Annotated in this window: 23 protein-coding genes and 1 pseudogene; 3 read left to right on the top strand and 21 right to left on the bottom strand. The window is 40.9% G+C overall.

Features of this window, described 5'->3' with window-relative positions; translation table 11 throughout:
- Positions 1–335: 335 nt before the first annotated feature.
- The 6 genes and pseudogenes from xerC to LCU_RS02520 form a co-directional block, all read right to left on the bottom strand.
- Positions 336–1241: a tyrosine recombinase XerC gene (gene xerC, locus LCU_RS02545; protein ID WP_056966859.1), complete on the bottom strand. Its 906-nt coding sequence runs from the start codon at positions 1239–1241 to the stop codon at positions 336–338.
- A gap of 66 nt (positions 1242–1307) precedes the next feature.
- Positions 1308–2618, bottom strand: coding sequence for an FADH(2)-oxidizing methylenetetrahydrofolate--tRNA-(uracil(54)-C(5))-methyltransferase TrmFO (gene trmFO / locus LCU_RS02540; protein WP_004270308.1), 1311 nt, complete (start codon positions 2616–2618; stop codon positions 1308–1310).
- Between the two features lie 22 nt (positions 2619–2640).
- A complete protein-coding gene (gene topA, locus LCU_RS02535; RefSeq protein ID WP_056966857.1) occupies positions 2641–4725 on the bottom strand; it encodes a type I DNA topoisomerase in 2085 nt (694 codons plus the stop codon).
- Positions 4726–4959: 234 nt separating this feature from the next.
- The gene (locus LCU_RS02530) at positions 4960–5403 is read right to left on the bottom strand and encodes an Rrf2 family transcriptional regulator (protein WP_056966855.1); all 444 of its coding nucleotides are present in this window, start codon (positions 5401–5403) and stop codon (positions 4960–4962) included.
- A gap of 32 nt (positions 5404–5435) precedes the next feature.
- Complete coding sequence (locus LCU_RS02525; RefSeq protein WP_054644470.1) at positions 5436–6290, bottom strand: SDR family oxidoreductase; 855 nt, start codon at positions 6288–6290, stop codon at positions 5436–5438.
- 94 nt (positions 6291–6384) lie between these two features.
- Positions 6385–6624: pseudogene (locus LCU_RS02520) on the bottom strand (DNA-processing protein DprA); the annotation flags it as partial.
- Positions 6625–6852: 228 nt separating this feature from the next.
- Here LCU_RS02520 and LCU_RS09900 point away from each other — a divergent pair.
- Positions 6853–7026, top strand: a complete 174-nt coding sequence (locus LCU_RS09900) for a hypothetical protein (RefSeq protein ID WP_164905615.1) — start codon at positions 6853–6855, stop codon at positions 7024–7026.
- 30 nt (positions 7027–7056) lie between these two features.
- Here the strand turns inward: LCU_RS09900 and LCU_RS10010 are convergent, their stop codons facing one another.
- Together LCU_RS10010 and LCU_RS02510 are read right to left on the bottom strand one after the other, a co-directional pair.
- On the bottom strand, positions 7057–7599 hold the full coding sequence (locus tag LCU_RS10010) for a hypothetical protein (RefSeq protein WP_056966851.1): 543 nt from the start codon (positions 7597–7599) through the stop codon (positions 7057–7059).
- Between the two features lie 15 nt (positions 7600–7614).
- Entirely contained in the window at positions 7615–8103 is a 489-nt protein-coding gene (locus LCU_RS02510; protein WP_201779017.1) for a hypothetical protein, read from the bottom strand.
- A gap of 200 nt (positions 8104–8303) precedes the next feature.
- Here LCU_RS02510 and LCU_RS02505 point away from each other — a divergent pair, with 200 nt between their 5' ends.
- Entirely contained in the window at positions 8304–8738 is a 435-nt protein-coding gene (locus tag LCU_RS02505) for a hypothetical protein (protein WP_128486086.1), read from the top strand.
- 13 nt (positions 8739–8751) lie between these two features.
- On the top strand, positions 8752–9291 hold the full coding sequence (locus tag LCU_RS02500; RefSeq protein WP_128486085.1) for a helix-turn-helix transcriptional regulator: 540 nt from the start codon (positions 8752–8754) through the stop codon (positions 9289–9291).
- 216 nt (positions 9292–9507) lie between these two features.
- On the opposite strand, the gene LCU_RS10060 is transcribed toward LCU_RS02500, so the two are convergent.
- The 13 genes from LCU_RS10060 to LCU_RS02435 all read right to left on the bottom strand — a co-directional run bounded on the left by LCU_RS10060 (position 9508) and on the right by LCU_RS02435 (position 20281).
- Positions 9508–9942 (bottom strand): hypothetical protein, encoded by a 435-nt coding sequence (locus LCU_RS10060; RefSeq protein ID WP_056966373.1) that lies wholly within the window; start codon positions 9940–9942, stop codon positions 9508–9510.
- A 3-nt stretch (positions 9943–9945) separates the two neighbouring features.
- Positions 9946–10407 carry a Panacea domain-containing protein gene (locus tag LCU_RS02490; protein WP_054644574.1) on the bottom strand — a complete coding sequence of 154 codons (462 nt, stop codon included), beginning with the start codon at positions 10405–10407 and terminating at the stop codon, positions 9946–9948.
- Positions 10408–10673: 266 nt separating this feature from the next.
- Complete coding sequence (locus tag LCU_RS09895; protein WP_056966376.1) at positions 10674–11582, bottom strand: SH3 domain-containing protein; 909 nt, start codon at positions 11580–11582, stop codon at positions 10674–10676.
- The gene (locus LCU_RS02480) at positions 11579–11788 is read right to left on the bottom strand and encodes a phage holin (RefSeq protein WP_056966378.1); all 210 of its coding nucleotides are present in this window, start codon (positions 11786–11788) and stop codon (positions 11579–11581) included. Before LCU_RS02480 ends, LCU_RS09895 begins: the two co-directional genes overlap by 4 nt.
- On the bottom strand, positions 11785–12060 hold the full coding sequence (locus tag LCU_RS02475; RefSeq protein WP_232325280.1) for a hypothetical protein: 276 nt from the start codon (positions 12058–12060) through the stop codon (positions 11785–11787). The genes LCU_RS02480 and LCU_RS02475 overlap by 4 nt, the downstream gene beginning before the upstream one ends.
- 115 nt (positions 12061–12175) lie before the next feature.
- On the bottom strand, positions 12176–12313 hold the full coding sequence (locus LCU_RS02470) for an XkdX family protein (protein WP_235805406.1): 138 nt from the start codon (positions 12311–12313) through the stop codon (positions 12176–12178).
- Complete coding sequence (locus LCU_RS02465; protein ID WP_056966380.1) at positions 12310–12627, bottom strand: DUF2977 domain-containing protein; 318 nt, start codon at positions 12625–12627, stop codon at positions 12310–12312. The genes LCU_RS02470 and LCU_RS02465 overlap by 4 nt, the downstream gene beginning before the upstream one ends.
- A 2-nt stretch (positions 12628–12629) precedes the next feature.
- Positions 12630–13649: a hypothetical protein gene (locus LCU_RS02460; RefSeq protein WP_056966383.1), complete on the bottom strand. Its 1020-nt coding sequence runs from the start codon at positions 13647–13649 to the stop codon at positions 12630–12632.
- Positions 13649–15094, bottom strand: coding sequence for a glycoside hydrolase family 113 (locus LCU_RS02455; protein ID WP_056966385.1), 1446 nt, complete (start codon positions 15092–15094; stop codon positions 13649–13651). The genes LCU_RS02460 and LCU_RS02455 overlap by 1 nt, the downstream gene beginning before the upstream one ends.
- Positions 15095–15126: 32 nt before the next feature.
- On the bottom strand, positions 15127–16647 hold the full coding sequence (locus LCU_RS02450) for a phage tail protein (protein WP_056966388.1): 1521 nt from the start codon (positions 16645–16647) through the stop codon (positions 15127–15129).
- Positions 16647–17372, bottom strand: coding sequence for a phage tail domain-containing protein (locus LCU_RS02445; RefSeq protein WP_056966390.1), 726 nt, complete (start codon positions 17370–17372; stop codon positions 16647–16649). Before LCU_RS02445 ends, LCU_RS02450 begins: the two co-directional genes overlap by 1 nt.
- Positions 17356–19680: a phage tail protein gene (locus LCU_RS02440; protein WP_056966392.1), complete on the bottom strand. Its 2325-nt coding sequence runs from the start codon at positions 19678–19680 to the stop codon at positions 17356–17358. Before LCU_RS02440 ends, LCU_RS02445 begins: the two co-directional genes overlap by 17 nt.
- Positions 19673–20281: a Gp15 family bacteriophage protein gene (locus LCU_RS02435; RefSeq protein ID WP_054644587.1), complete on the bottom strand. Its 609-nt coding sequence runs from the start codon at positions 20279–20281 to the stop codon at positions 19673–19675. The genes LCU_RS02440 and LCU_RS02435 overlap by 8 nt, the downstream gene beginning before the upstream one ends.
- Between the last annotated feature and the right edge of the window lie 10 nt (positions 20282–20291).

Genomic DNA, 20291 nt, shown 5'->3' with positions numbered 1-20291 from the left:
AAAGCACTTACTTTTTTCTTAACGTGCTTTCATCAACTGCTTTCTACGCTTTGCTACATCTGTCATATCACCGGCGTTGCCGGTAATCCGCCTGATTAGGCAAATGCTCAAAAACAACCCGTTGATGACGCACTTCTTTCTTAACGTTCTTTTCAAACCATGTTCTTGCGTTTAGCTACACAAGTCAAACAATTGCTTCCAGTAATCATTCGCCTTGTTAGGCTAATTCTCAGAACATAACCGGTTTGAACGCACTTCTATTTTAGCAGTCTTTAAGACTGTGTGCTAATATTAGTCTATTTTTCGTTGAAAAAAATCAAACTTTAGTCCGAGTTTTACGCGCGGGGAAAGAATTGGCGGTAATCTTTTTGTAAATGGGCTGTGGTGACATGGGTGTAAATCTGTGTGGTTGATAAACTACTGTGGCCTAATAATTCCTGCACCGTTCGCAGATCAGCACCGTGATCCAATAAGTGAGTTGCAAAGGTATGCCGAATCATATGCGGATGAATGTCACTCGTTAAACTTGTTTTCTTGATAATCTGATCTAAAATGTATTCAATTCCCCGACTTGTAATTGGCGCTCCGAGATGATTAACAAAAACGACATCGTGGTCCAATTGTTTTTTGGCCATCAATTGAACACGACCAACTTTTAAATAAGCTTGCAAGGCACGTCCAGCATGGTGCCCGAATGGTACATAGCGATCTTTATTGCCCTTTCCATGAACAAGAATGACGCGTAAGCCGAAATCAATTTGTGCTACCGTCAACTGCGCGCACTCACTCACCCGCATCCCCGTCGCATACAGTAATTCTAAGATGGCGCGATTCCGTTGATCGAGTGGTTGATCCCCATCAATGGCAGCAAATAGCGCGTCCATTTCCTTTTCGTAAAAAAACCGCGGCAGCTTATGCTGTTGCTTTTTTAATTGAACAGCTTCAAAAGGATCGGTTTGCACGAACTCATTTTTCACTAAATACCGGTAAAACGACCGCAAACTCGAAATTCGCCGCGCGACAGTTTCACGACTATATTCTTTTTGATCCATTTCATTCAAGTAAGTTTGCACGTCCAGTGGCGTGACCTGTTTAAACGACGCTAAGCCGCCGTTAGCGGTTAAAAAAGCACTGAACATCTGAATATCAGCTTGATAAGCTTTTTGGGTTTCTGGCGAGTAATGCCGATCGACCACTAAGTACTGTAAAAAAAGATTAAGCCATTCTTGTTCTAACGCCAAAAAAATCCCTCCAAGCTTGATTAGTATTACTTTACCACAAGCCTGGCGGGATTTAAAAGATTCTAATTAAAGTGTCGTCTTAAATTGGTCGATACTTTCAAGTGCGCGATCAGCAAGTGCTTGGTTCCGTTCCTTTTTATCGCGAATCCGTTGTTTCAAAGGTTCGAAAATCCCAAAGTTCGCATTCATCGGTTGGAAATGTTTGGCACTCGTATGGGTAATATAGTGCGCCATTGATCCCATCGCCGTATCCGTTGGGAAAACAGCCGGTGTTTGGTCCAACGCCAGTTTAGCGGCGTTAATCCCAGCCACTAGTCCAGAAGCGGCACTTTCAACGTAGCCTTCAACCCCAGTCATTTGACCAGCGAAGAATAGATCGTCACGTTGTTTTGATTGATAGGTTGGTAATAAAACATCTGGTGATTTCATGAAAGTATTGCGATGCATCACACCATACCGCACAAATTCAGCATTTTCCAAACCAGGAATCATGCGGAAAACCCGTTTTTGTTCGCCCCACTTCAAATGTGTTTGGAAACCAACAATGTTGTACAAACTAGCAGCCGCATTGTCTTGGCGCAATTGCACAACGGCGTATGGTTGTTTGCCAGTATTCGGATCTTCCAATCCAACGGGTTTCAAAGGCCCGAATAACATCGTCTTAATCCCGCGTTTGGCCATCACTTCGATTGGCATACAGCCATCAAAGAACTTTTCTTCTTCAAAGTCATGCATTTCTGCAACTTCAGCGCTAATCAAGGCTTTGTAGAAGTTTTCGAATTCTTCTTCAGTCATTGGACAGTTTAAGTAAGCAGCTTCGCCCTTATCATACCGTGATTTGAGGTAAACTTTATCGAAATCGATACTGTTCTTATCCAAAATGGGCGCTGCAGCATCGTAGAAATACAAGCCATCACTGCCGTTTAAGGCACTGATTTTTTCAGCTAAGCCTTCGGACGTTAATGGACCAGTGGCCACAATCGTAGGACCTTCTGGAAAATCGGTTAATTCTTCATGATGAACTGTGACACGTTCATGATTGGCTAAGCGATCCGTCACCGTTTGTGAAAACGGTGTGCGGTCAACGGCCAATGCGCCACCAGCAGGAACGGCATTTTGATCAGCCGCACTGATGATTAATGAGTCTAAGTGACGCATTTCTTCTTTAATTAAGCCAACCGCATTGGTAATTTGGTTCGCACGGAGCGAATTCGTACACACTAATTCTGCGAATTGTTCTGTATGGTGCGCCGGTGTCATTTTAACGGGACGCATTTCATAGAGGTGCACATTCACACCGCGTTGGGCAATTTGCCATGCTGCTTCTGAACCGGCTAATCCGGCACCAATCACGTTTACAAAAGGTTCTGTGCTCATTTGCTAGTCTCCATTTTTCTAATTATTTTTGGACGGTTTCTTCGTAGTCACCGTTTGGACAAATTACTTGTTTGCCACCTTTAATTTTCTTTTCAACAAGGTAGTGTTCACACTTCGGACAGTTTCTGCCGACGGGTTTATCCCATGTGATAAAATCACAATCTGGGTAACGATCACAACCGTAGAATAAGCGATTCTTCTTCGATTTACGTTCGATGACTTGCCCCTTACCACATTTGGGACAGGTGACGCCGATTTCCTTCACGATTGCCTTGGTATTGCGACAATCTGGGAAGCGACTGCAAGCGAAGAATTTACCATAACGACCCATTTTAACAACCATCGGGGCACCACAGATGTCGCAGTCAAAGCCAGCTGGTTCATCTTTAATTTGTACTTTTTCGATTTGTTCACTCGCTTTTTCGACTTCTTTTTCAAACGGTTTGAAGAAGTTGTCAATCACCTTGACCCAGTCTTCTTTACCCGTTTCGACTTCATCCAAACGATGTTCCAAATCGGCCGTAAAGTCGATGTTAACGATGTCCGGGAAGAATTCGACAATTAAACCATTGACGATTTCCCCTAACTCAGTTGGTTCAAAGCGTTTTGCGTTTAACTTCACGTAATAACGCCGTTGAATCGTTTCGATCGTTGGTGAATACGTTGATGGTCGACCAACACCGTTTTCTTCCAAAGCCTTAACTAAATTGGCTTCAGAATAACGTGCTGGTGGCTGCGTAAAATGTTGCGCTGGATCAGTTTTAACGAGTTTCACCGCATCCCCAACTGCAAGTTCTGGTAAGACATTATCCTTAGCAGAGTCTTCAGTATCACGTGATGACACATAGAGTTTCGTGAATCCTGGGAACTTCATTTGTGAGCCGTTTGCCTTGAATAAGACATCACCTTGAGCAATCTTAACTGCGACCGTATCAAAAATGGCTGGTGTCATCTGACTGGCGACAAACCGTGACCAGATTAAGTTATAGATTTTATATTGATCGTTAGTTAAAACGTCTTTCAAGCTCTTAGGTGTCCGCATCACTGACGTTGGGCGAATCGCTTCATGGGCATCTTGTGCACCTTCAGGATTCTTCGTCTTATGCGCCTTTAATGCCGCATATTCTTCACCATAATTGTCATGGATGAATTGTGACGCTTCATGTTTAGCACCGGTAGAAATCCGGGTTGAATCGGTACGCATATAAGTGATTAACCCGACCGTGCCTTCTTTGCCACCAAGGTTAATCCCTTCATACAATTGTTGGGCTTGCATCATTGTTTTCCGCGTTCTGAAGTTCAACTTACGGTTGGCTTCTTGTTGCAAGGAACTCGTTGTAAATGGTGCGGCTGCAAAACGTTTGCGTTCCCGTTTCTTAACATCTTCAATCGTGAAATCCTTAGTCTTATCGATTTGTTTCAAAATCGCTTGAACCGCATCATTATCGCTAAGGGGTAATTTCTTACCCTTCACGCCGTAGAAACTGGCGTTAAACTTACTGCGACTCTTTTTAAATTCCGCATCCAATGACCAGTATTCTTCTGGAACAAAGGCTTTAATCTCGTTTTCACGATCAATCACGAGTTTTAACGCAACGGATTGAACCCGACCAGCACTCAAGCCTTTTTTAACCTTTTGCCAGAGTAATGGACTGATTGAATACCCGACAATCCGATCAAGCACGCGTCGCGCTTGTTGTGCATCAACGAGTTTCATATCGATACTACGTGGATTTTTAAAAGCACTTTTAACGGTGTCTTTGGTAATTTCGTTAAAGACAACCCGGTTTTTTTCAGTTGGATCGAGTTTTAAAATATGGGAAACATGCCATGCAATCGCTTCGCCTTCGCGATCCGGATCGGCTGCGAGATAGATATGATCAACTTTTTTAGCTTGCTTTTTTAATTCTTTAATCGTTTCGCCTTTACCGCGAATCGAGATATATTTAGGTTCATAATTATTTTCAAAATCAACACCCATTTGACTCTTTGGTAAATCGCGGATGTGACCCTTGCTTGCAACAACCTTATAGTTGCGCCCAAGGTACTTTTCAATTGTTTTGGCCTTTGCAGGTGATTCTACAATGACTAAATTTTTGCCTGCCATGGACAAACCCCTTTCAACAGAACGCTTTGTTCAAATCGTTCATTAGCATAAAACACTACCTTGACGATTGTCAACTGATAGTATGCTTGATATTAACAGCTTAAAGCATAGCATAGGTTTGGCAGTATGCCAAAGAGAAATTGTTTTCAAACGTACAAATCACACCAAAAATCGGGGTTCAACCACTTGGTCGAACCCCGATTTCTTCTATTATATAGTCGCCAGATAAAAAACTTAGACTGACAAACTATTTTTTTGTGCATGGCGTTCAAGAATCCCCGCAATAATTTGATCAAGGGTGATGGTTGCCATCTCCGCTTCCGCAGCTTTTTGCACCTGATCATAAGCCGCATCAAGGGTTGCTTGAATGTTGCTACCAATTAAACAATCTGGATTTGTTTTTTCATCAACGTGTAATAACCGTTGATCTGTATCAAGCGCCTGAAAAACGGCTAACATTGTAATCTGTTCCGCTGGGCGCGCTAATTTAGGGGCAATCGTCCCCGGTTTAGTCGCTAATAAATCCGCCTTCACCAGTAGTGACATTAGCCGCCGCACTAAACTAGGATTAGACTCGATGCTCCCAGCAATCGCTTGGCTTGATAAATCACCATCTTGAAAAATATCGACATAGGCCAAAATATGGATGGCATCACTAAGTTTATGAGAATATTTCATGGTTCAACCGCCTTTTTGAAATCAATTCAGGCTTATTTAATAATCGTCTGTAACGCTTCTTTTAATGAAGGTAATGGTCGGCCTAAGACATCGGGTAAATCAGAAGTGGTTTCATCTAAATCACCATCTTGAATCATTGTTTGAATACCAGTGACAATTTCAGCGACTTCAGCAGGTAAGCCGTTGTCTTCGAGGCTTTGACGATAATCAGCCGCATCTAATGATACTACCTTAAATTCTTGATTAGTCAACTCGCTAATCGCTTGAGCTAAATCCGCATAAGTGGCTGGCGCACCGGAAAATTCATAAATCGCTTTTGGTTGATCGTTGACTAATACCTTAGCCGCAGCTTCAGCATAGTCGTGTTCGAGTGCCCAACCAACATGCCCTTCACCAGCGCCATAAACAAATGGTTGACCTGCTAATGCGCCTTTAATGCTATCCATTTCGTTTTCAAGATACCAGTTATTGCGTAAGAATGTATGATCAATGCCTGATGCTGCCAATGCTTTTTCAGTTTGAATGTGATCACTTGCTAAAGCACCTGTTGCTTGATCAGCGTGTGGGAAACTCGTATAAGCAATCCACTTAACGCCAGCCTTTTTAGCAGCTTCAATCACGTTTAAATGTTGTTGCGCACGGGGCACATCGCCACCAGGTTGTGAGGAGATGAATAATAACCGGTCAACGCCTTTGAGTGATTCCGTTAATGTGGCAACATCGTTATAGTCACCGGGACGAACGGTCACACCAGCTGGGACCATTTTAGTGGCTTTTTCAGTATTCCGTGCTAATCCAATGATTTGTTCTGCTGGCACTAAGTCAGCCAACGTCTTCATTGCGACTTGCCCAAAACGACCTGTCACTGCTGTAATTGCATATTTCATATTAAAAATCCCCTTTGAATTCTATTTGTTACTTTATAAGTAACTTGTGACTTTAATATTAACAACATGCCGCAGAATTGTCAACAATTAACCCTCAATCAAAATAATGCAACTCGTCCAATAACAATTGTTGATTTAAAAGCGGCGTTGCACCGGCTAAAATCAGTTGATTACAGCCTGCCGATAATGAATGATTAACCTGGCCCGGTAAGGCATATACGTTACGATTGGCTTGTAATGCTAAATTAGCGGTGATTAAGCTACCACTTTTTTGGCGGGCTTCTGTGACCACTAAACTATGACAAAGTCCGGCAATAATCCGATTTCGGGCTGGAATGAATTATATTCGTATATGGCTATCATAGACCGTTATAATAGGAAATAAAATTAAAATATATTGTTTTATCCTTTATAAAACATCATTATCCGTGGTAATCTGTGGTAAATTATGTGGTAAGTTTTTTAAGATTTATATTCGTATATTCAACATATATCGTCCCAGAAGTTAAAATAGAGGAAAATTTACGCAGTATTATTTGTACCTTAATGTGAGGTGATTAATATGCAAGTAATCGAAATAGAAGAACTTGGTCTTTTTGTGGAATTGAAAAACTCAACTATTAATATAGAAGGAACCAAACATTTCAGCCTAGAATTTCAAAGCGACATACTAGCTGGCATCTGGTTTCAGACACTATTGGACTTGGTGGAAACTTTGCCCGAATTTACAATTTAACATCAATAATAAAAAGACCCTTTTCAGGGTCTATTCGAGGTTTAAAATCTTCTTGCCTAATCCCGCTAGGTAGTCTGAACTCCCCTTACTAATGGGCATATACTCAGCGGTTACGGGCTCGGGATTAGCAGCTTGATCACTATATATGCTAGGATAGTAGCCGTCTTCTTCTTGTGTGTCAAAGTCTCTCAAGGCTTGTCCCAGATTTTGCAAAACATCATCTTTAGTCGTGATTTCGTCAGTGTAAACTGCGAATCTAACGGGATCATCATCGCCTAGCAAGGCGAATTCAATAATAACGTTCCCGTCATCGGTGTCAATAAATGGCTTAACTCCAATTTTCTTGAAAGCTTCACTTAAAATAATTTGGATTGTTTCCATTGACATGTCTGTCATCTCCTCATCGTAGAATTGACCTAATTTTTCAGCTATGCCGAGCTGCATATTTTCAACTTTTCTTTCTCCGCGTCGCATGGCGCCAATTGATGAAACCGTGACGCCTGTTATTTTGCTGATTCTGTATGATGTAATGCTACTATCAAGTAGCTTTTGGATTTTCTCGCTTAATTTCATGATTATTCTCCTTTATTAGGCAGCTAAGATGCTCTTAGCGACCCAAGTTTTATGATGATCAATAATGTCTTCTTTAGGGTTCTTTGTGTCGAAACTGATTTGAACAGCTTTTTCAGTTTCACCAATAACTTCAGATTTGATAGTAAAGAAAAGGATGTCTTTAGCTCCGGCTCTTGAGAAGTCTTTCTTAATAGCCCATGCAGGAACTCCAGCTACTGATTCTGGCATAAACTCGTCATATGCGGCATCTGTAACACGTTTTAGTTCGAACAATTTAACAGTGTCCTTAGCGGCACGCAATGCTTCAACGTTTTTGTTGTAGTTGTTAACAAATTTTAAAGCAAGGCCCAGAGCAATGCTATAATTGCCAACAGAACTAACGATTACTTTAGCCACTTTGTGAGCATCTTTCATCAACTTACTTTGACGTCTTCTAAATCTATAAGATTTTAACTCTGATTTTGTTAACTCTGATCTTTCTTGACTTGATAAGCGTTTGAACATTTTTAAGACTTCCTTCTTTTTTATCTCTTCTTGACTACAAGTATATTATAACACGTACGTATTATAATTCAAGTGTATTATACAAATAAATGCTATTTATTTTAATTAAAATATTTCGTATTTTTTTACGTAATTACGTTGACAAGATTACGTAATTACGTTATACTTAGTACATAAGTTAAGGAAAGGAAGTTTTAATCATGGCAATTAATAAATCAAAGTTATTCAAAACAGCTTGGCAAATGGCTAAAGGATCAGCAAAACGTTTAGGCGGTAATGCTGTTGAATATTTATCAGATAGCTTAAAACGTGCTTGGAAGAGTGCTAAACAAGCAGTCGCAGACGTTCAAAGTTCATTAAACTCAAGCTCACGTAAGTTTGATGTCGATAAAGATGTCGTGGGCAAAATGGTTACTTTCAAACGCTTAGACAGCATCCGCGATACATTTTATGGACGTGTAGCAGAATTCATCTTTGAAGATGTTAAAGGCAATATTTTTTCATGGTCAACAAAGTTAAATGGCTACGTTGCTTCTAAATTGCAAGAAGGTCAAGTTTACTCAATCGACTTCAAAGTTAAGAAACAATTAACTGACACAATCGCAGATATTAATTATGTTGGACTTTCAAAATAAAGGAGAACTCAAAATGACACTATTAGATAACTACTTAAAAGATAACCGTATTACACAAGCTATGATCGCTAAATTAATGAACAAACCATCGTCATCAGTAGCAGCAATTATTAACTCAAAAATTGATATTACAGAACAAAATAACATTAAGGCAATCAGAGCTATTGCCGATATTCTAGGCAAAACGCCTGGCGACATTTTAAACGAATTAATTAAATTGGAGGAATTAAGCATGACATTCAACGAAGAACACACATTCACAATTTTAACAACGATCTGGAACAACGATGACTCATTATTCAGCGACGAGGTATATGAATACGATGAATTTGAAGAAGCATGCGCAGCGTTTGAAGATTTAATCAAAATTAACAGACTTGACGAAAAAATAACCTTTGATTTATCTGTGGATGACGACATTGTCATGAGCGTCACACTTAAAAATAAGGACGAAATTATAGACAAATACACAGACAATTTAAACGTATTGCCATCCGAAATTAAACCCGCGCTTTTAAAAGTAGCCCAAAAATATGAAATTAACGTTGCTTAAAAAGCCATAAAAAATAAGCCTAACCCACTGATTAGAGTGAGTTAGGCTTATTATAATATAGATATAACTCGGATAGGTGACCAAACCCACCCGAAGGTTCCTGTTATTCATATAAAAATCACAATTTCTTTAAAGATTGTACTTAGCATTTTTGCCACTTAATAGTATAGTATTTTTAGGCTATTAATTCTATGTGTAGCTCTCAAGCTCTGCTGTTTACCCGTGTTTATAACTATCAAATTTGACATCAACACTTAAAATAAAAAATATTTTATCCTTCATTTTTCCGATTACTCTACCCTTTTTCGAAAGTCTAAAAACCCAGAAATCGTTGTTACAGGCATCATCTCGACCGCTACTAATAAATTCTGGATGTTTTCTCAAACTAACGGACGATTCAGGTAATTTTTCAAGTCCAACCTCTTTTGGCAACCCTAGTATTGCAACGTAGTCTTTTTGTGATAGGAACTCTAGACGATCGATTAGTTTTGCTTTTATCTTCTTGTCGACTGACTTTCCATTTAATCCATATTCTCTATTAGGCGTTAGAAAAGAAAAATTAAATGTCATCCTAGTCGGAGTATAAGACTTATCTATTTTTATTTCTGGATTCTTATTAGTATCTATTTTTGTAGTATCTATTTTTACCATAATTTATTCCGTAACTATAGTTTTAAAGTATTCTTTTAATTTTTCGTCAGTAATTACCATACTTTGCTGAGTTGTCTTCCACGGGCTTTCATTATGTGTCTGCTTAACTAAATCCGCTGCTGACATATTGCCAAAAGCGCTATACACTGCATTAAGTACCGCAGCAACTTTAGGGTTAGAATTAAGCGTTTCATAATCCTTTATGTCCTGACTTGTAATGTCTCCAACAATTTCACGTTTTCCAGCATACATATCATGTACGGATTGAACAACTGGTCCATACTTCCATGCCACGATGTCATCTGGGAAAAGCCTTTCCTTCAGTACGACCAAACTAGTTCCTTGAATATAATATAATAATTTCATAGCCTTCATTTGTGTGAGTTCATCTACATAATCATATTCTCTTAAATCAGCATGGTTTTTAACACGTAACCAATTTACGATCTTTTCAACATTATACATATAGATCCCTCCTTCTAGTTAAATATTTATCTCTCCACGACGTCATGTTACAGTAGTTCAATAACTTTATCAAGCTATACCAATTATTTTAATCAATTTTTTGACTATATTTTCTATTGCCTATCTATACCTATATCTGCTTAAATTCGAAAAAACCATAGATAAACCATAGATTTATCGTAAATATCATTATAATGTAAATTGCAATCTATAACTATACCAATTTATGTACAGCCCTCAAACGAGGGCTTTTTTAGTATTCTATGTTAGTCAAATGACACCCAAACATTATTGGCTGTGCCTACTGGATGGACCGGCATCCAAACTGAGTCCCCTCTGTCTGTTGTCCAGTGACACCAAACATAACCGTCTCGGACTGCGACACGATCATAATAGATGGTCGTGTGAGCAGGCAACTTACCAGCGTATGGTGCGCTTAGTGATGGCGTGCCAAGGCGGGCTTGGATTGGTTGGTCGCCGTTAGTAAAGTGCCAGTTTTCAGCCCATTCATTAGAATTGTTTGGCTTTGTCGGCGCATGTACCGCTGGTTTAGGTGTTGATGGCACTGCAGCGGTGCCATCTTCAGGCAATCCAGTCTGTAAGTCATGTGCCAACTTCTGTTTTGTCACCCCGAACCGGGCAAGATAATCGTAGGGATCGGTGTGGTTACCCCAAATATTGTTGGTGACCCATAAGTGCGTCTTAATCCCACGGCCGTTACCATCTAGTATGAGCGGAATACCATATTTGATTGCGCTATTGCGGGCTAAATTGACATAAGCTGCATAATCTTTGGCGAACTGGGCCTTGTCGTACGTATGGGCTAATTCGATTTGAACAGGTGAACCAGCATTGGCAACGGCCCCCGCACCCCATGCTTGATAGCCTTCAGCTCCACCGGCGAAAACCTTGCCGCCATCACCGACATAATATTGAACATAAGCGCCCGCAGATGACCAGGCACGTTTTAAATAACTGGCATTTTCCCACGCTTTTGATTCGGTACCGACATCGTGTAGAATAATATAATTGTTGCTAGTCTTGTACGCAGACCCTTCATTGTCCGCAAGCTTATAAGTATTATCAATCGAATAAGCTTGTACCACCCCCGCCACATTTGTTGCAACTAAAATAGCCGCCCCAAAGGCGACTACTAATTTATTTAGTTTTTTCATTTTAAATCTCCCTTCGTTGTATCGTAAACAACACCAATTAAGCCTAAGATTGTAAGCACCGTATTGACGATGCCTTGCACCTGATTGGCTAAATCGTTGCTGAATTCAATTCCGAAAACTTTGGCCACTTGCTGAACTAACACGATGACTAACGCTGTCAGCGAAGTCCACAGCACCTTTGAGTGCCAATCTACTTTTTTAATCATTTGTACCCTCCTAAACTTTTTAAACGTTCGTGATGCCGATCTAGTCGCCGGTCGTGTTCGTCTGCCCGTTCGTCCAAACGTTTGATGTCTGTTTTTAAGTCAGACAGATTGTTATTGAGCTGTTTAAAATTATGATTAAGCTCTTTAATATCCCCTTGAAACGGCGCGAAAACTGCGTATTTAAAAAGCAGGCTGATTAAGCCTGCAATAAAAGTAATAATCGCAATCAGCGAAGCCCATTCACCCCACGTTAATCCTCCCAATCCGTGCACATGCTATTCCTCCCTCCAGCCAAATAAAAAGCGACTATTGTTTAGCCGCTACAATTTGTTCATATTGTTCTTGAGTGATTGATTAATCCTAACTTAGTGCTGCTAAAAAACGCCTTTACGCGGCGTAATCAACGCCGGTAATCTCTTTATATTCCTCAGCCGTTAAGCCGTAACCAACGAATACCTTATAATAATTCGGGTCTGTTTGACCCCAGCTCTTAAAAATCTTACACTGCTCATAAACTGTCATCATGCTTTAGCAACCCCCTGTTTTAATTTGGCTATATCAGCCGCCTGATACATTAGCATTTGCTGAATAGTAGTCAGGACTGCGGCCTGTGCTGCCAGTGAATTATTCCCGTTTGCCGTATTGATAGATGGATTATCAGGCTTAACAAAATCTGGGTTTTTAATCACTTTATCGTCTTTATAAACATAAAAGCCTGGTACAAACGCCGAAAAAAAGTCGTCAGGTAAGATTGATTCATCGATATCAATTGCTGGTGTTAAAACATCGTTCTTATCAAATAAATAAATCTCATCTGCTTTATTAACTGCAATTCTCATTTTTATTCCTCCAATCCCGCATCTTCTAGAAACCAAGTGGTGCCATATCGTAAAAACTTGTAAACTCGACCATTTCTTAAAGTAATATCCTTGTTTCCTGTGAAAATTCCGTTTTCAGCAACACTATAAGAAAATGTCCCACCACTTTTTATTGTGCAACTCGAACCGATATACAGAAGTTTAATCTCGCAACCCGTGAACCCATTTGAAGATTGTGAAAACGGCACAATTGTAGTTAAAGTTGTACTTCCTGACATAACAATCATTTTAGTATTTTCTGTGAGATTAATAGCGGCAACATCGTTTGCATTTAGAACTGTCTCATCACGCTTAATATCCTTAGAACTAACTGAGGAAAAACCCGAAAATTGAGAGTTAAGACTGGCTTCGTCAATGAAGGCTTTAGAAGGCAAATCTGCGAACAAATAATCTAGTTGCTCTTTTGCCGAGTAATCAGTATTTCCTAATGGAGTGAATGGCGAACCAGTTTCGGAATGCTCAAAAATTCTTGGATATATATATAACGGTGCGTAATAACCTGGCATTCTAGCTAATAAATGGGCTTCAAATTGTGTCGCCGTCGTATTGTCACCAGCTACTTTTGCAACGATTTTTTTATAAAAAATTTTAAATTCATATTGTGAAACATAACTTGATGAATGAATTTGGCTATGAATAAAGTGTTGGTCAAGTTCAACAACGAGGTTTTCTTTATCGTCAATATTCATTGTTAACGAAATGTTTCCAAATTCTTTCATCCCACCATACGCACCTTTAGTGACATCAAAAGATAAACCCAGATAACTTATTTCACGATTTCTGTCACTAATTTGATTCACAGTTTTACCATCAGAGTTAATGAAGCTTCTGCTATTGTCAATTTTTATTGTCGCCATATCACACCATTTCCCAGCTAAGGCTCCTGAAGCAGTTTTGTAACTCAAGAACTGATTATATTGTCTGTGTGGGTCACCGTGCCCGTTTTCATATTGTCTAGGAGTTAAACTACTGTTTTCTGGCATTATACAAGCCCACCTTTCACATATTTTTTCATTACATCTTCAGCAACCGAATCACCAAGCTCATTAAAGAAATGAAATGGATAACCTACCCCCCACCAGTTAAATCCGATAATATTAGGGTTCTGTGCAAGCCCATTAAAAAAAGCTTCCATCGCTAAGGCTGGTGTTTCAAATCTGCCGGTCTGTTGAGTTGGATCACTGGCTTGTGGAAAGTTATTGTCTGTGACCAAATGCACTAGCCCGTCATCCGTTGGCATGACACCGGTTTCGGTGACAAAAGTTGGCACATTATATTTTTTCTTATAAAAATCAACCATTTCGTGATAAGTTCGTGTATTTCCGGTTCCTAGTCTACGTGGATCAGCTGTATAAAAAACTCTTGCTAATTCATCTACGCTAATTCCGCCAGCGTTACCGGGTTGAACAATTTGATAAGTGTAGCTTGGATAAAAATTCGCTCCCATGAAATCAAGATATTGAGCGATCTGAGCATGCTCTTCGTTGAAGTATTCGTCACCCACTGCTGCATAGGTCAATTTCAAATTTGGATATTGAGATCTGATTGCTGCCGTTAGAGCACCCCATTGCTCAATCATCGACGCATCAGTGCACTTATACTGCTCGGTGCCTAAACACAGGATTGGTATTCTATTTGCATCACAAATCCCAGCATAGTGAAGCATTATTTTCCGCCAATTTGTCCAAAAAGCAGACCAGTCTCTCGGCTCATATGTTCCTCTGTCTAGCCAATCCATAAATGAAACTCCGATGTGAGGTTTAATCATCGTTACCGACACTCCTGCTGCAGTAGCCTCGCTAATCGCTTTTGAAATAATTGTATCATCAGGCATCTGAACATTTGGGTCGTTTTTGTCAGCCACGTTTAGCATGACAACAAAAGTAGCTGACAACCCCATATTTGCCAGATGCTTAAATTCAAAATCGGCTGTCGGTACCCGTGCTCCTGCGTGTGGTGTCAAGCCAACCGCTGCGCCTTTATATGTTAGCCGGTGACGGTCGACTAAAACGAGATTCTGTAAATTATTTTTAAGCTCATTAATCTCTTTACCTGTTGGCATTTCGTCCATTCGATTTCCAATTGTTTTGTATGCATTCGCCGCACCAGCAGGCCGTCTAGCATCGACCACTTCTTTCAGAGAATTATCGCCTTCGGTAGCAGCAGCAAGCTGGTCATTAAGCCGGTTCTGTGTGTCAATTGATTTCGAATTAGCGTTTGCCGCCACTCCTTGGGCTTCACCGGCCGTAATTCCGGCAATCTCGACGCCTTGAGCAAGTGCACCTCGAACATCTGCGCCACTCATTGCTTCACGCACTCGTTTGGTCCTGAGCTTGATTTTAGGATCTACGGCATCATAGTCGTAATCATACGGAAAGTTATTGGGCAACGTGTCCTTATAATCTGCTCTTTGTGGTGCTTGAGTCATATCTATCACCTCTCAGTAAATCTGTATTTTTGTTAGTCTTTGTGCTCATTTCTTGTTCCTCCTGTGCTGCCTTCCAACGCACTAATGCGCTGGTCAAGTTTAGCGTCCATTATTTTTAAGTCTGCGATTGCATTCTGATTGGTCAAAACCTCCGCACCGATCTCACCCAAGTTGGCGATCACGGTGGCAGTTTGATTTTTTAACTCGGTCAATTTGGTCATGATTGCCTTAAAATCTGCGTCACCGATGTTCTCAATTAACTTGTCGTACTCGGTTTTGAGGCTAGATAGTTCTTTTTGTGCCGATGACAAGGCTTCATTGGTCGACTCCATTTCTTTCGTAATCGTAACAATTCTAGCGGTTTGACTCGCAACTCTGCCTTTAATCTCATCGATTGCTTCGTTTTGCTTCTTAATAAGCGCCTCGTAATCGGCTTGACCCAGCAACTTATCGCCAATCGATAACGTTGAGTTAAGTGGTTCGCAGATGTCTAACGACTGGCCAACAATCCGCAACCGTTCATTAATTCCCATTAGTGGATTAATCGTTTGGTGGTAATTGCCGCATTCAAAACTGTCGACCGTCATACCGGATAACAGACTCAAATCAACAGCCGTTACTTGAAACTGTTCCTTAATTTCTCGTTGGCTATCCAGCATCGCTTGCCCCTTAGATTTGAGAATAGACGGTACTTTAACGTCGTCCCACACTTCAGCGTGGACAACGTAGCCGATTTTCTGAATCATCGATTGAGACGATAAAAAAAGACTGCCGTTGTTGACAGTCTCAATCGTTAATCTAGGTTGTGAAATATCAGACTCACCTTCTTCGGCTTGAGTCGTTGTTTCAGCTCTAGCCCCCAAAGGTTTAATGACCGAGTAAGCTTCACTTGGATCAACAGCTCGTTTCAAAGATAGCAAGTTGCTTGCTAAACGAATGTTTTGGCCGCTTAATGTAGCAATCTCTGGCATATAGTCTAAATAAAGCCCATCTGGCTCATGCCTTACGCGAATCTCACCGCCATACTTATCGATTAACTTCTCTTTAATCGTGTCATACGTCGTCTTAGAATCGTCAATTGACTTATAGACGTTATCAGACGGGCTAGTCACAGTTACTTGGCCCAACTTAATGCGCTTATATGAATCAACTTGCCTATTATGGACGTCAATCATGTGGCTTAGGAACGCCTTTAAATCGTTGTTAGACAGTGCATAATAGTCTTGAATGGAATCATGCAAGAAAGCCGTTAAACCTTCACAGGTGACTGTTTTGTTAAAAAGACCGCTGCTATCCATTGAATCGGTTGTCGGCAAAACTCGGCCTTCAAACAACACCTTATTGAGTTTTGTGTTGGTAACCTTAACGAATGTTGTCCGGTATTTAAAAGCGTTGTACTGTGGCGATTTAGGGCTGATATTAAAGGCGAAAGAGTCAATCGAATCAACATCTTTGGTGATTTTAGCGGATAGCAATTTGACGCTACTCATATTTTCAGAATGAATAGTCGTTTCTTGCCCGTCCCAACCTTGGCGTACTGTTATGCGATACATCAAATCAACTCCTTATGCCAATTAAAACTTATCTTGCTATTACCCTTGATTGTCATGGTTGTCTCACCTTGATTAAGCACGAAATCAGGGCTTTCAATCGTACCTGCTGGGATTGTGTAATTTTGCCCATTAGCTGTAATTTCAAACGGTGCGGTTGCCACGATCTGTGGGTTAACTTGGTTCTGCCCAACATTGTAGAGTGTTACTGTTCGACTGCCTACGACTGTGTATTCGGTAATTTGAGCGATGTCTAATTCGAAATTAAACGTGTCCCAAATGTCATTGCCTTCGGCCAGTTCATGGATCCGAAATGGGTAGCAGATGAACTCAACGGTAAACTTACCGTACCGAACGTACTCGTCCCATGAAGGCGCCTCTTGAACCTCGCCTAAGTAGTAATAATCGCTCATGACATCATCTTTTAGCTTAACTTTATGATTAACACCCATTAGCCAATTAACTGTCTTTGTCCACTGGGTGTAAAGCGCGTTCTTGTCGAAACGGTCACTTTCAACGATTAGAAACGTAAACTTGAGTTTGCGCTCACCATAACTTTGACCACCATACATTTCGGACAAGTCGATAATCGTATTGCTGAAAGGCAGCGATTGGACAATTTTATTTTTTGATGGGAAACCGATTTCTTTCGGGTTAATAACCATTAGCCCAAAGCTGTCCGATCGTAACCCATTGAATTCAATCCCGTATTTAGAATTTGCTGTCAACTGCCAATCCCCTACCTTTCATTTGGCTACGACGAGCCGTTTCTGTCGAACCATATTGCTCATAAGCTGGCGCAAAACTTGAACCGTCGACGACCGCTACCGGTCTATTATTAGCAATCTTATTCAACGCCTCTAACACCTTGTTATTAGATTCCTTAGCCGTCTGAACCGTCGTGGTAGCAACGTTGCTGTAATTATTAACCACAGAGTTAGTCGGTGTAACACCGCGTCCGATTCCTGTGGCGCTTTCTGCCGTTATACCGGCAAACTCTGAATTAACACCAAAAGTTTTCTTAATCATCGCAGCTTCGGCTAATTTTTTGCTCATTTTTTCAGCAGTAGGAATCATTTCTTCGATCCCGTTCGAAAATCCCATGCCTGTATACATACCTAGTTCGGCCATGACTCTTGATGGAGAGTGAATTTTAAGTGCTTTTCTGATGCCGCTAGTCACAGTGCTTGCTAGTTCGCTAATTTTGTCCCTAACATTACCAATCATTCCGCCAATACCGTTGACAAGCCCTTGGACAATATGCTTTCCTATTGAAAATAGATTTATATCTCTTAATGAATTGAATGTTGATCTGACACTTGAAATTATTCCTCTAACGCCGGAAACCATGCCATTCCATGCACTTATAGCACCGCTAGCAATGCCTTGTGCAATACCTACGACCATTGCTTTTAATCCATTCCAGATACCGACGACAAGACCGGCCATTGCTCTGAATAATCCAGAAACTGAACTGACAAAATTAGAAACAATCCCAGATACCATTGCGGATAATCCGTTCCAGATTTGACCGGCGGCAGCTTTAATGCTATTCCAAATTAGAATGGCGTCGGATTTCATCTGGTCAAAATTGCCAGTCACCAAATCAACGAGCAACAAAATAGGGCCCATAATAACCGCTTTAAGCAGATTAAAGACCCCAGATGCATAAGTTACTAATCCATTCCAAATGCCGCCTAACGATGCGACTAAACTAGTCCATATTGCTGTGGCGAAAGTGGTTATCCCTGTCCATAATCCAGAAAAGAATGTGGCTAAAGCAGTCCAAATAGTTTGGGCAACTGCAACAGTTGCTTGCCACGTTTGTGTTAGAAATGCCGTGAAGTTAGCCCAAATTTCTTTGCCGCTTTCGGTTTGAGTGAAGAAGTAAACCAACCCTGCAACAACCGCTGTAATCCCAACAATGAGTGCCACGAACGGGTTGATTGACATAACGGCATTGAATATTGCCATGGTTGTGGTGGCTATTCTAATCGCTCCATTGATTGCCATAAAAGCGGTAACCCCAGCCGCGATACCTGCCGCGATTGGGCCCAACCAATCAGAGTTTTGCTGAACGTAGCTAACAACTTTCATAATTGAATTATAAACATCCGTCCCAAACTTGACAGCACTTGCAATGATTGCATCGAAGTTGATTGTTTGAATCCAATCCGTCAGTTTGACGATAGCGTTAATTCCGACTTGACCCATTTTATCAAACGCACCTTGTAGCTTGTTGGTGATGGTTTCTTTCAAGCCGTCCGCAGCTTGGCCCACTGTCTTGAACTGTGTGGCCATTTTGCCGAACGTGTCGTTAGTGCCAGCCTTTGCAATCGCATTAAAGAAGTCGTCCGTTTTAACTGATCCGTCTTGGACTTTTTTAACCAAGTCAGTTAAACTCATGCCCATTTCTTTAGCGACCGCAGCCATACCAGCTGGAGTTTGCTCAAGCATGATTTTGAAGTCTTCCCAAGCGACTTGCGGTCTGGCTGCCATTTGCGTCGCTTGTTGGCTCAATGATTTCATAGCTTGTTGTGGGTCTTCTGCGGCAGCTGCTAAGCCCCCGAACCCTTCAACGAGTTTAGTCGTATTCTTAGTTCCGACCGCAGATAATTGAGCGTAGGTTGAAGCCATGTCTGACGCAGAATAAATAGTTGCTTGGGCGTAACTTTGCAATTCCTTTTTAACCTTAGCAATCTCGGCGCCAGACTTACCAAAGCCCTTCATGTTGCCTTCAAAAGTCTTCCACGTGGCGCTAGACTCATTCAAACCTTTAACGATCTCACCAAGTCCGCTTGTCACAAAACCGAAGGCAGCGCTAGCAACCTTAACTAGTCCGAGTGAAGCTGCCAAGTCCATAATGCTGACTCTAGCTTTGCCAGAATGATTAGAAACGTTATCTAAATCATTTGTTAAAGGCTTAGTGGCGTTATTTCGTCCAAGTTGGTTAAAGACGTTTTCTAAATCTTTAGCAGACTTAATTGCCTTATTGCCATCTGCTTCAATCGTGATTTTAACTGTCCCATCAGCCATACGTGTCCCCTCCTTCCTCGTCAGGACTACCTTTACCCTCTAAGCTGAATTGTTGTTTGAGCTTCTTAATCCGTTTCTTTTCGTCTTTGTCCTTGATTTCATTTAAATTGGTTTTTCGAATGTCGATAATCTGTCGCATTAACGTGTTATCGGGCAATGCATTGAGTAGCGCCGAAAACTTCGACCAATGAAGCGAACCTTGTTGTTCGATTAAATCAATGCCATACGCCTGCATAAATGCTGCGTAGATGTATTTAGCGTCTAATGAAAAAGAGACAAGCTGTGGGCCATCTCTTTTGGGTTGGGGCATTGGGTCGCCGTTAAGGTCAACCGGTTGATTTTCGATTGGTTCGCTGTTAATCTGCTCTATAATCTGTTTACCAATGTCAACCTGTGTTTCGAAATCAAACGTATCAAGTAAATCACCGCCGTAATCGTGAAGCATTGTGCCTAGAAACACATACAGTCGGTCAGCTTCGCTCAATTCTTTATCCTCGAACGCCTCTAAAGCATTCATGACGTTATCAAACGCCATGTAAATTGGGTGTTCTTCACCATTAATCGTCACGCGATCATCTAAGGGGTCGTTCAATTTGAACATCTAACCACCT

This window comes from Latilactobacillus curvatus JCM 1096 = DSM 20019, from assembly GCF_004101845.1.
Lineage (GTDB): Bacteria > Bacillota > Bacilli > Lactobacillales > Lactobacillaceae > Latilactobacillus > Latilactobacillus curvatus.
Note: the sequence above shows the minus strand (reverse complement) of the source record. Positions and strands in the feature narration are given on the sequence as shown.

Coding starts and splice junctions, on each gene's coding strand:
- trmFO (WP_004270308.1), bottom strand. CDS start 2,618: ATGAGCACAGAACCTTTTGTAAACGTGATTGGTGCCGGATTAGCCGGT.
- topA (WP_056966857.1), bottom strand. CDS start 4,725: ATGGCAGGCAAAAATTTAGTCATTGTAGAATCACCTGCAAAGGCCAAA.
- LCU_RS02530 (WP_056966855.1), bottom strand. CDS start 5,403: ATGAAATATTCTCATAAACTTAGTGATGCCATCCATATTTTGGCCTAT.
- LCU_RS02525 (WP_054644470.1), bottom strand. CDS start 6,290: ATGAAATATGCAATTACAGCAGTGACAGGTCGTTTTGGGCAAGTCGCA.
- LCU_RS09900 (WP_164905615.1), top strand. CDS start 6,853: ATGCAAGTAATCGAAATAGAAGAACTTGGTCTTTTTGTGGAATTGAAA.
- LCU_RS10010 (WP_056966851.1), bottom strand. CDS start 7,599: ATGAAATTAAGCGAGAAAATCCAAAAGCTACTTGATAGTAGCATTACA.
- LCU_RS02510 (WP_201779017.1), bottom strand. CDS start 8,103: ATGTTCAAACGCTTATCAAGTCAAGAAAGATCAGAGTTAACAAAATCA.
- LCU_RS02505 (WP_128486086.1), top strand. CDS start 8,304: ATGGCAATTAATAAATCAAAGTTATTCAAAACAGCTTGGCAAATGGCT.
- LCU_RS02500 (WP_128486085.1), top strand. CDS start 8,752: ATGACACTATTAGATAACTACTTAAAAGATAACCGTATTACACAAGCT.
- LCU_RS10060 (WP_056966373.1), bottom strand. CDS start 9,942: ATGGTAAAAATAGATACTACAAAAATAGATACTAATAAGAATCCAGAA.
- LCU_RS02490 (WP_054644574.1), bottom strand. CDS start 10,407: ATGTATAATGTTGAAAAGATCGTAAATTGGTTACGTGTTAAAAACCAT.
- LCU_RS09895 (WP_056966376.1), bottom strand. CDS start 11,582: ATGAAAAAACTAAATAAATTAGTAGTCGCCTTTGGGGCGGCTATTTTA.
- LCU_RS02480 (WP_056966378.1), bottom strand. CDS start 11,788: ATGATTAAAAAAGTAGATTGGCACTCAAAGGTGCTGTGGACTTCGCTG.
- LCU_RS02470 (WP_235805406.1), bottom strand. CDS start 12,313: ATGATGACAGTTTATGAGCAGTGTAAGATTTTTAAGAGCTGGGGTCAA.
- LCU_RS02465 (WP_056966380.1), bottom strand. CDS start 12,627: ATGAGAATTGCAGTTAATAAAGCAGATGAGATTTATTTATTTGATAAG.
- LCU_RS02460 (WP_056966383.1), bottom strand. CDS start 13,649: ATGCCAGAAAACAGTAGTTTAACTCCTAGACAATATGAAAACGGGCAC.
- LCU_RS02455 (WP_056966385.1), bottom strand. CDS start 15,094: ATGACTCAAGCACCACAAAGAGCAGATTATAAGGACACGTTGCCCAAT.
- LCU_RS02450 (WP_056966388.1), bottom strand. CDS start 16,647: ATGTATCGCATAACAGTACGCCAAGGTTGGGACGGGCAAGAAACGACT.
- LCU_RS02440 (WP_056966392.1), bottom strand. CDS start 19,680: ATGGCTGATGGGACAGTTAAAATCACGATTGAAGCAGATGGCAATAAG.
- LCU_RS02435 (WP_054644587.1), bottom strand. CDS start 20,281: ATGTTCAAATTGAACGACCCCTTAGATGATCGCGTGACGATTAATGGT.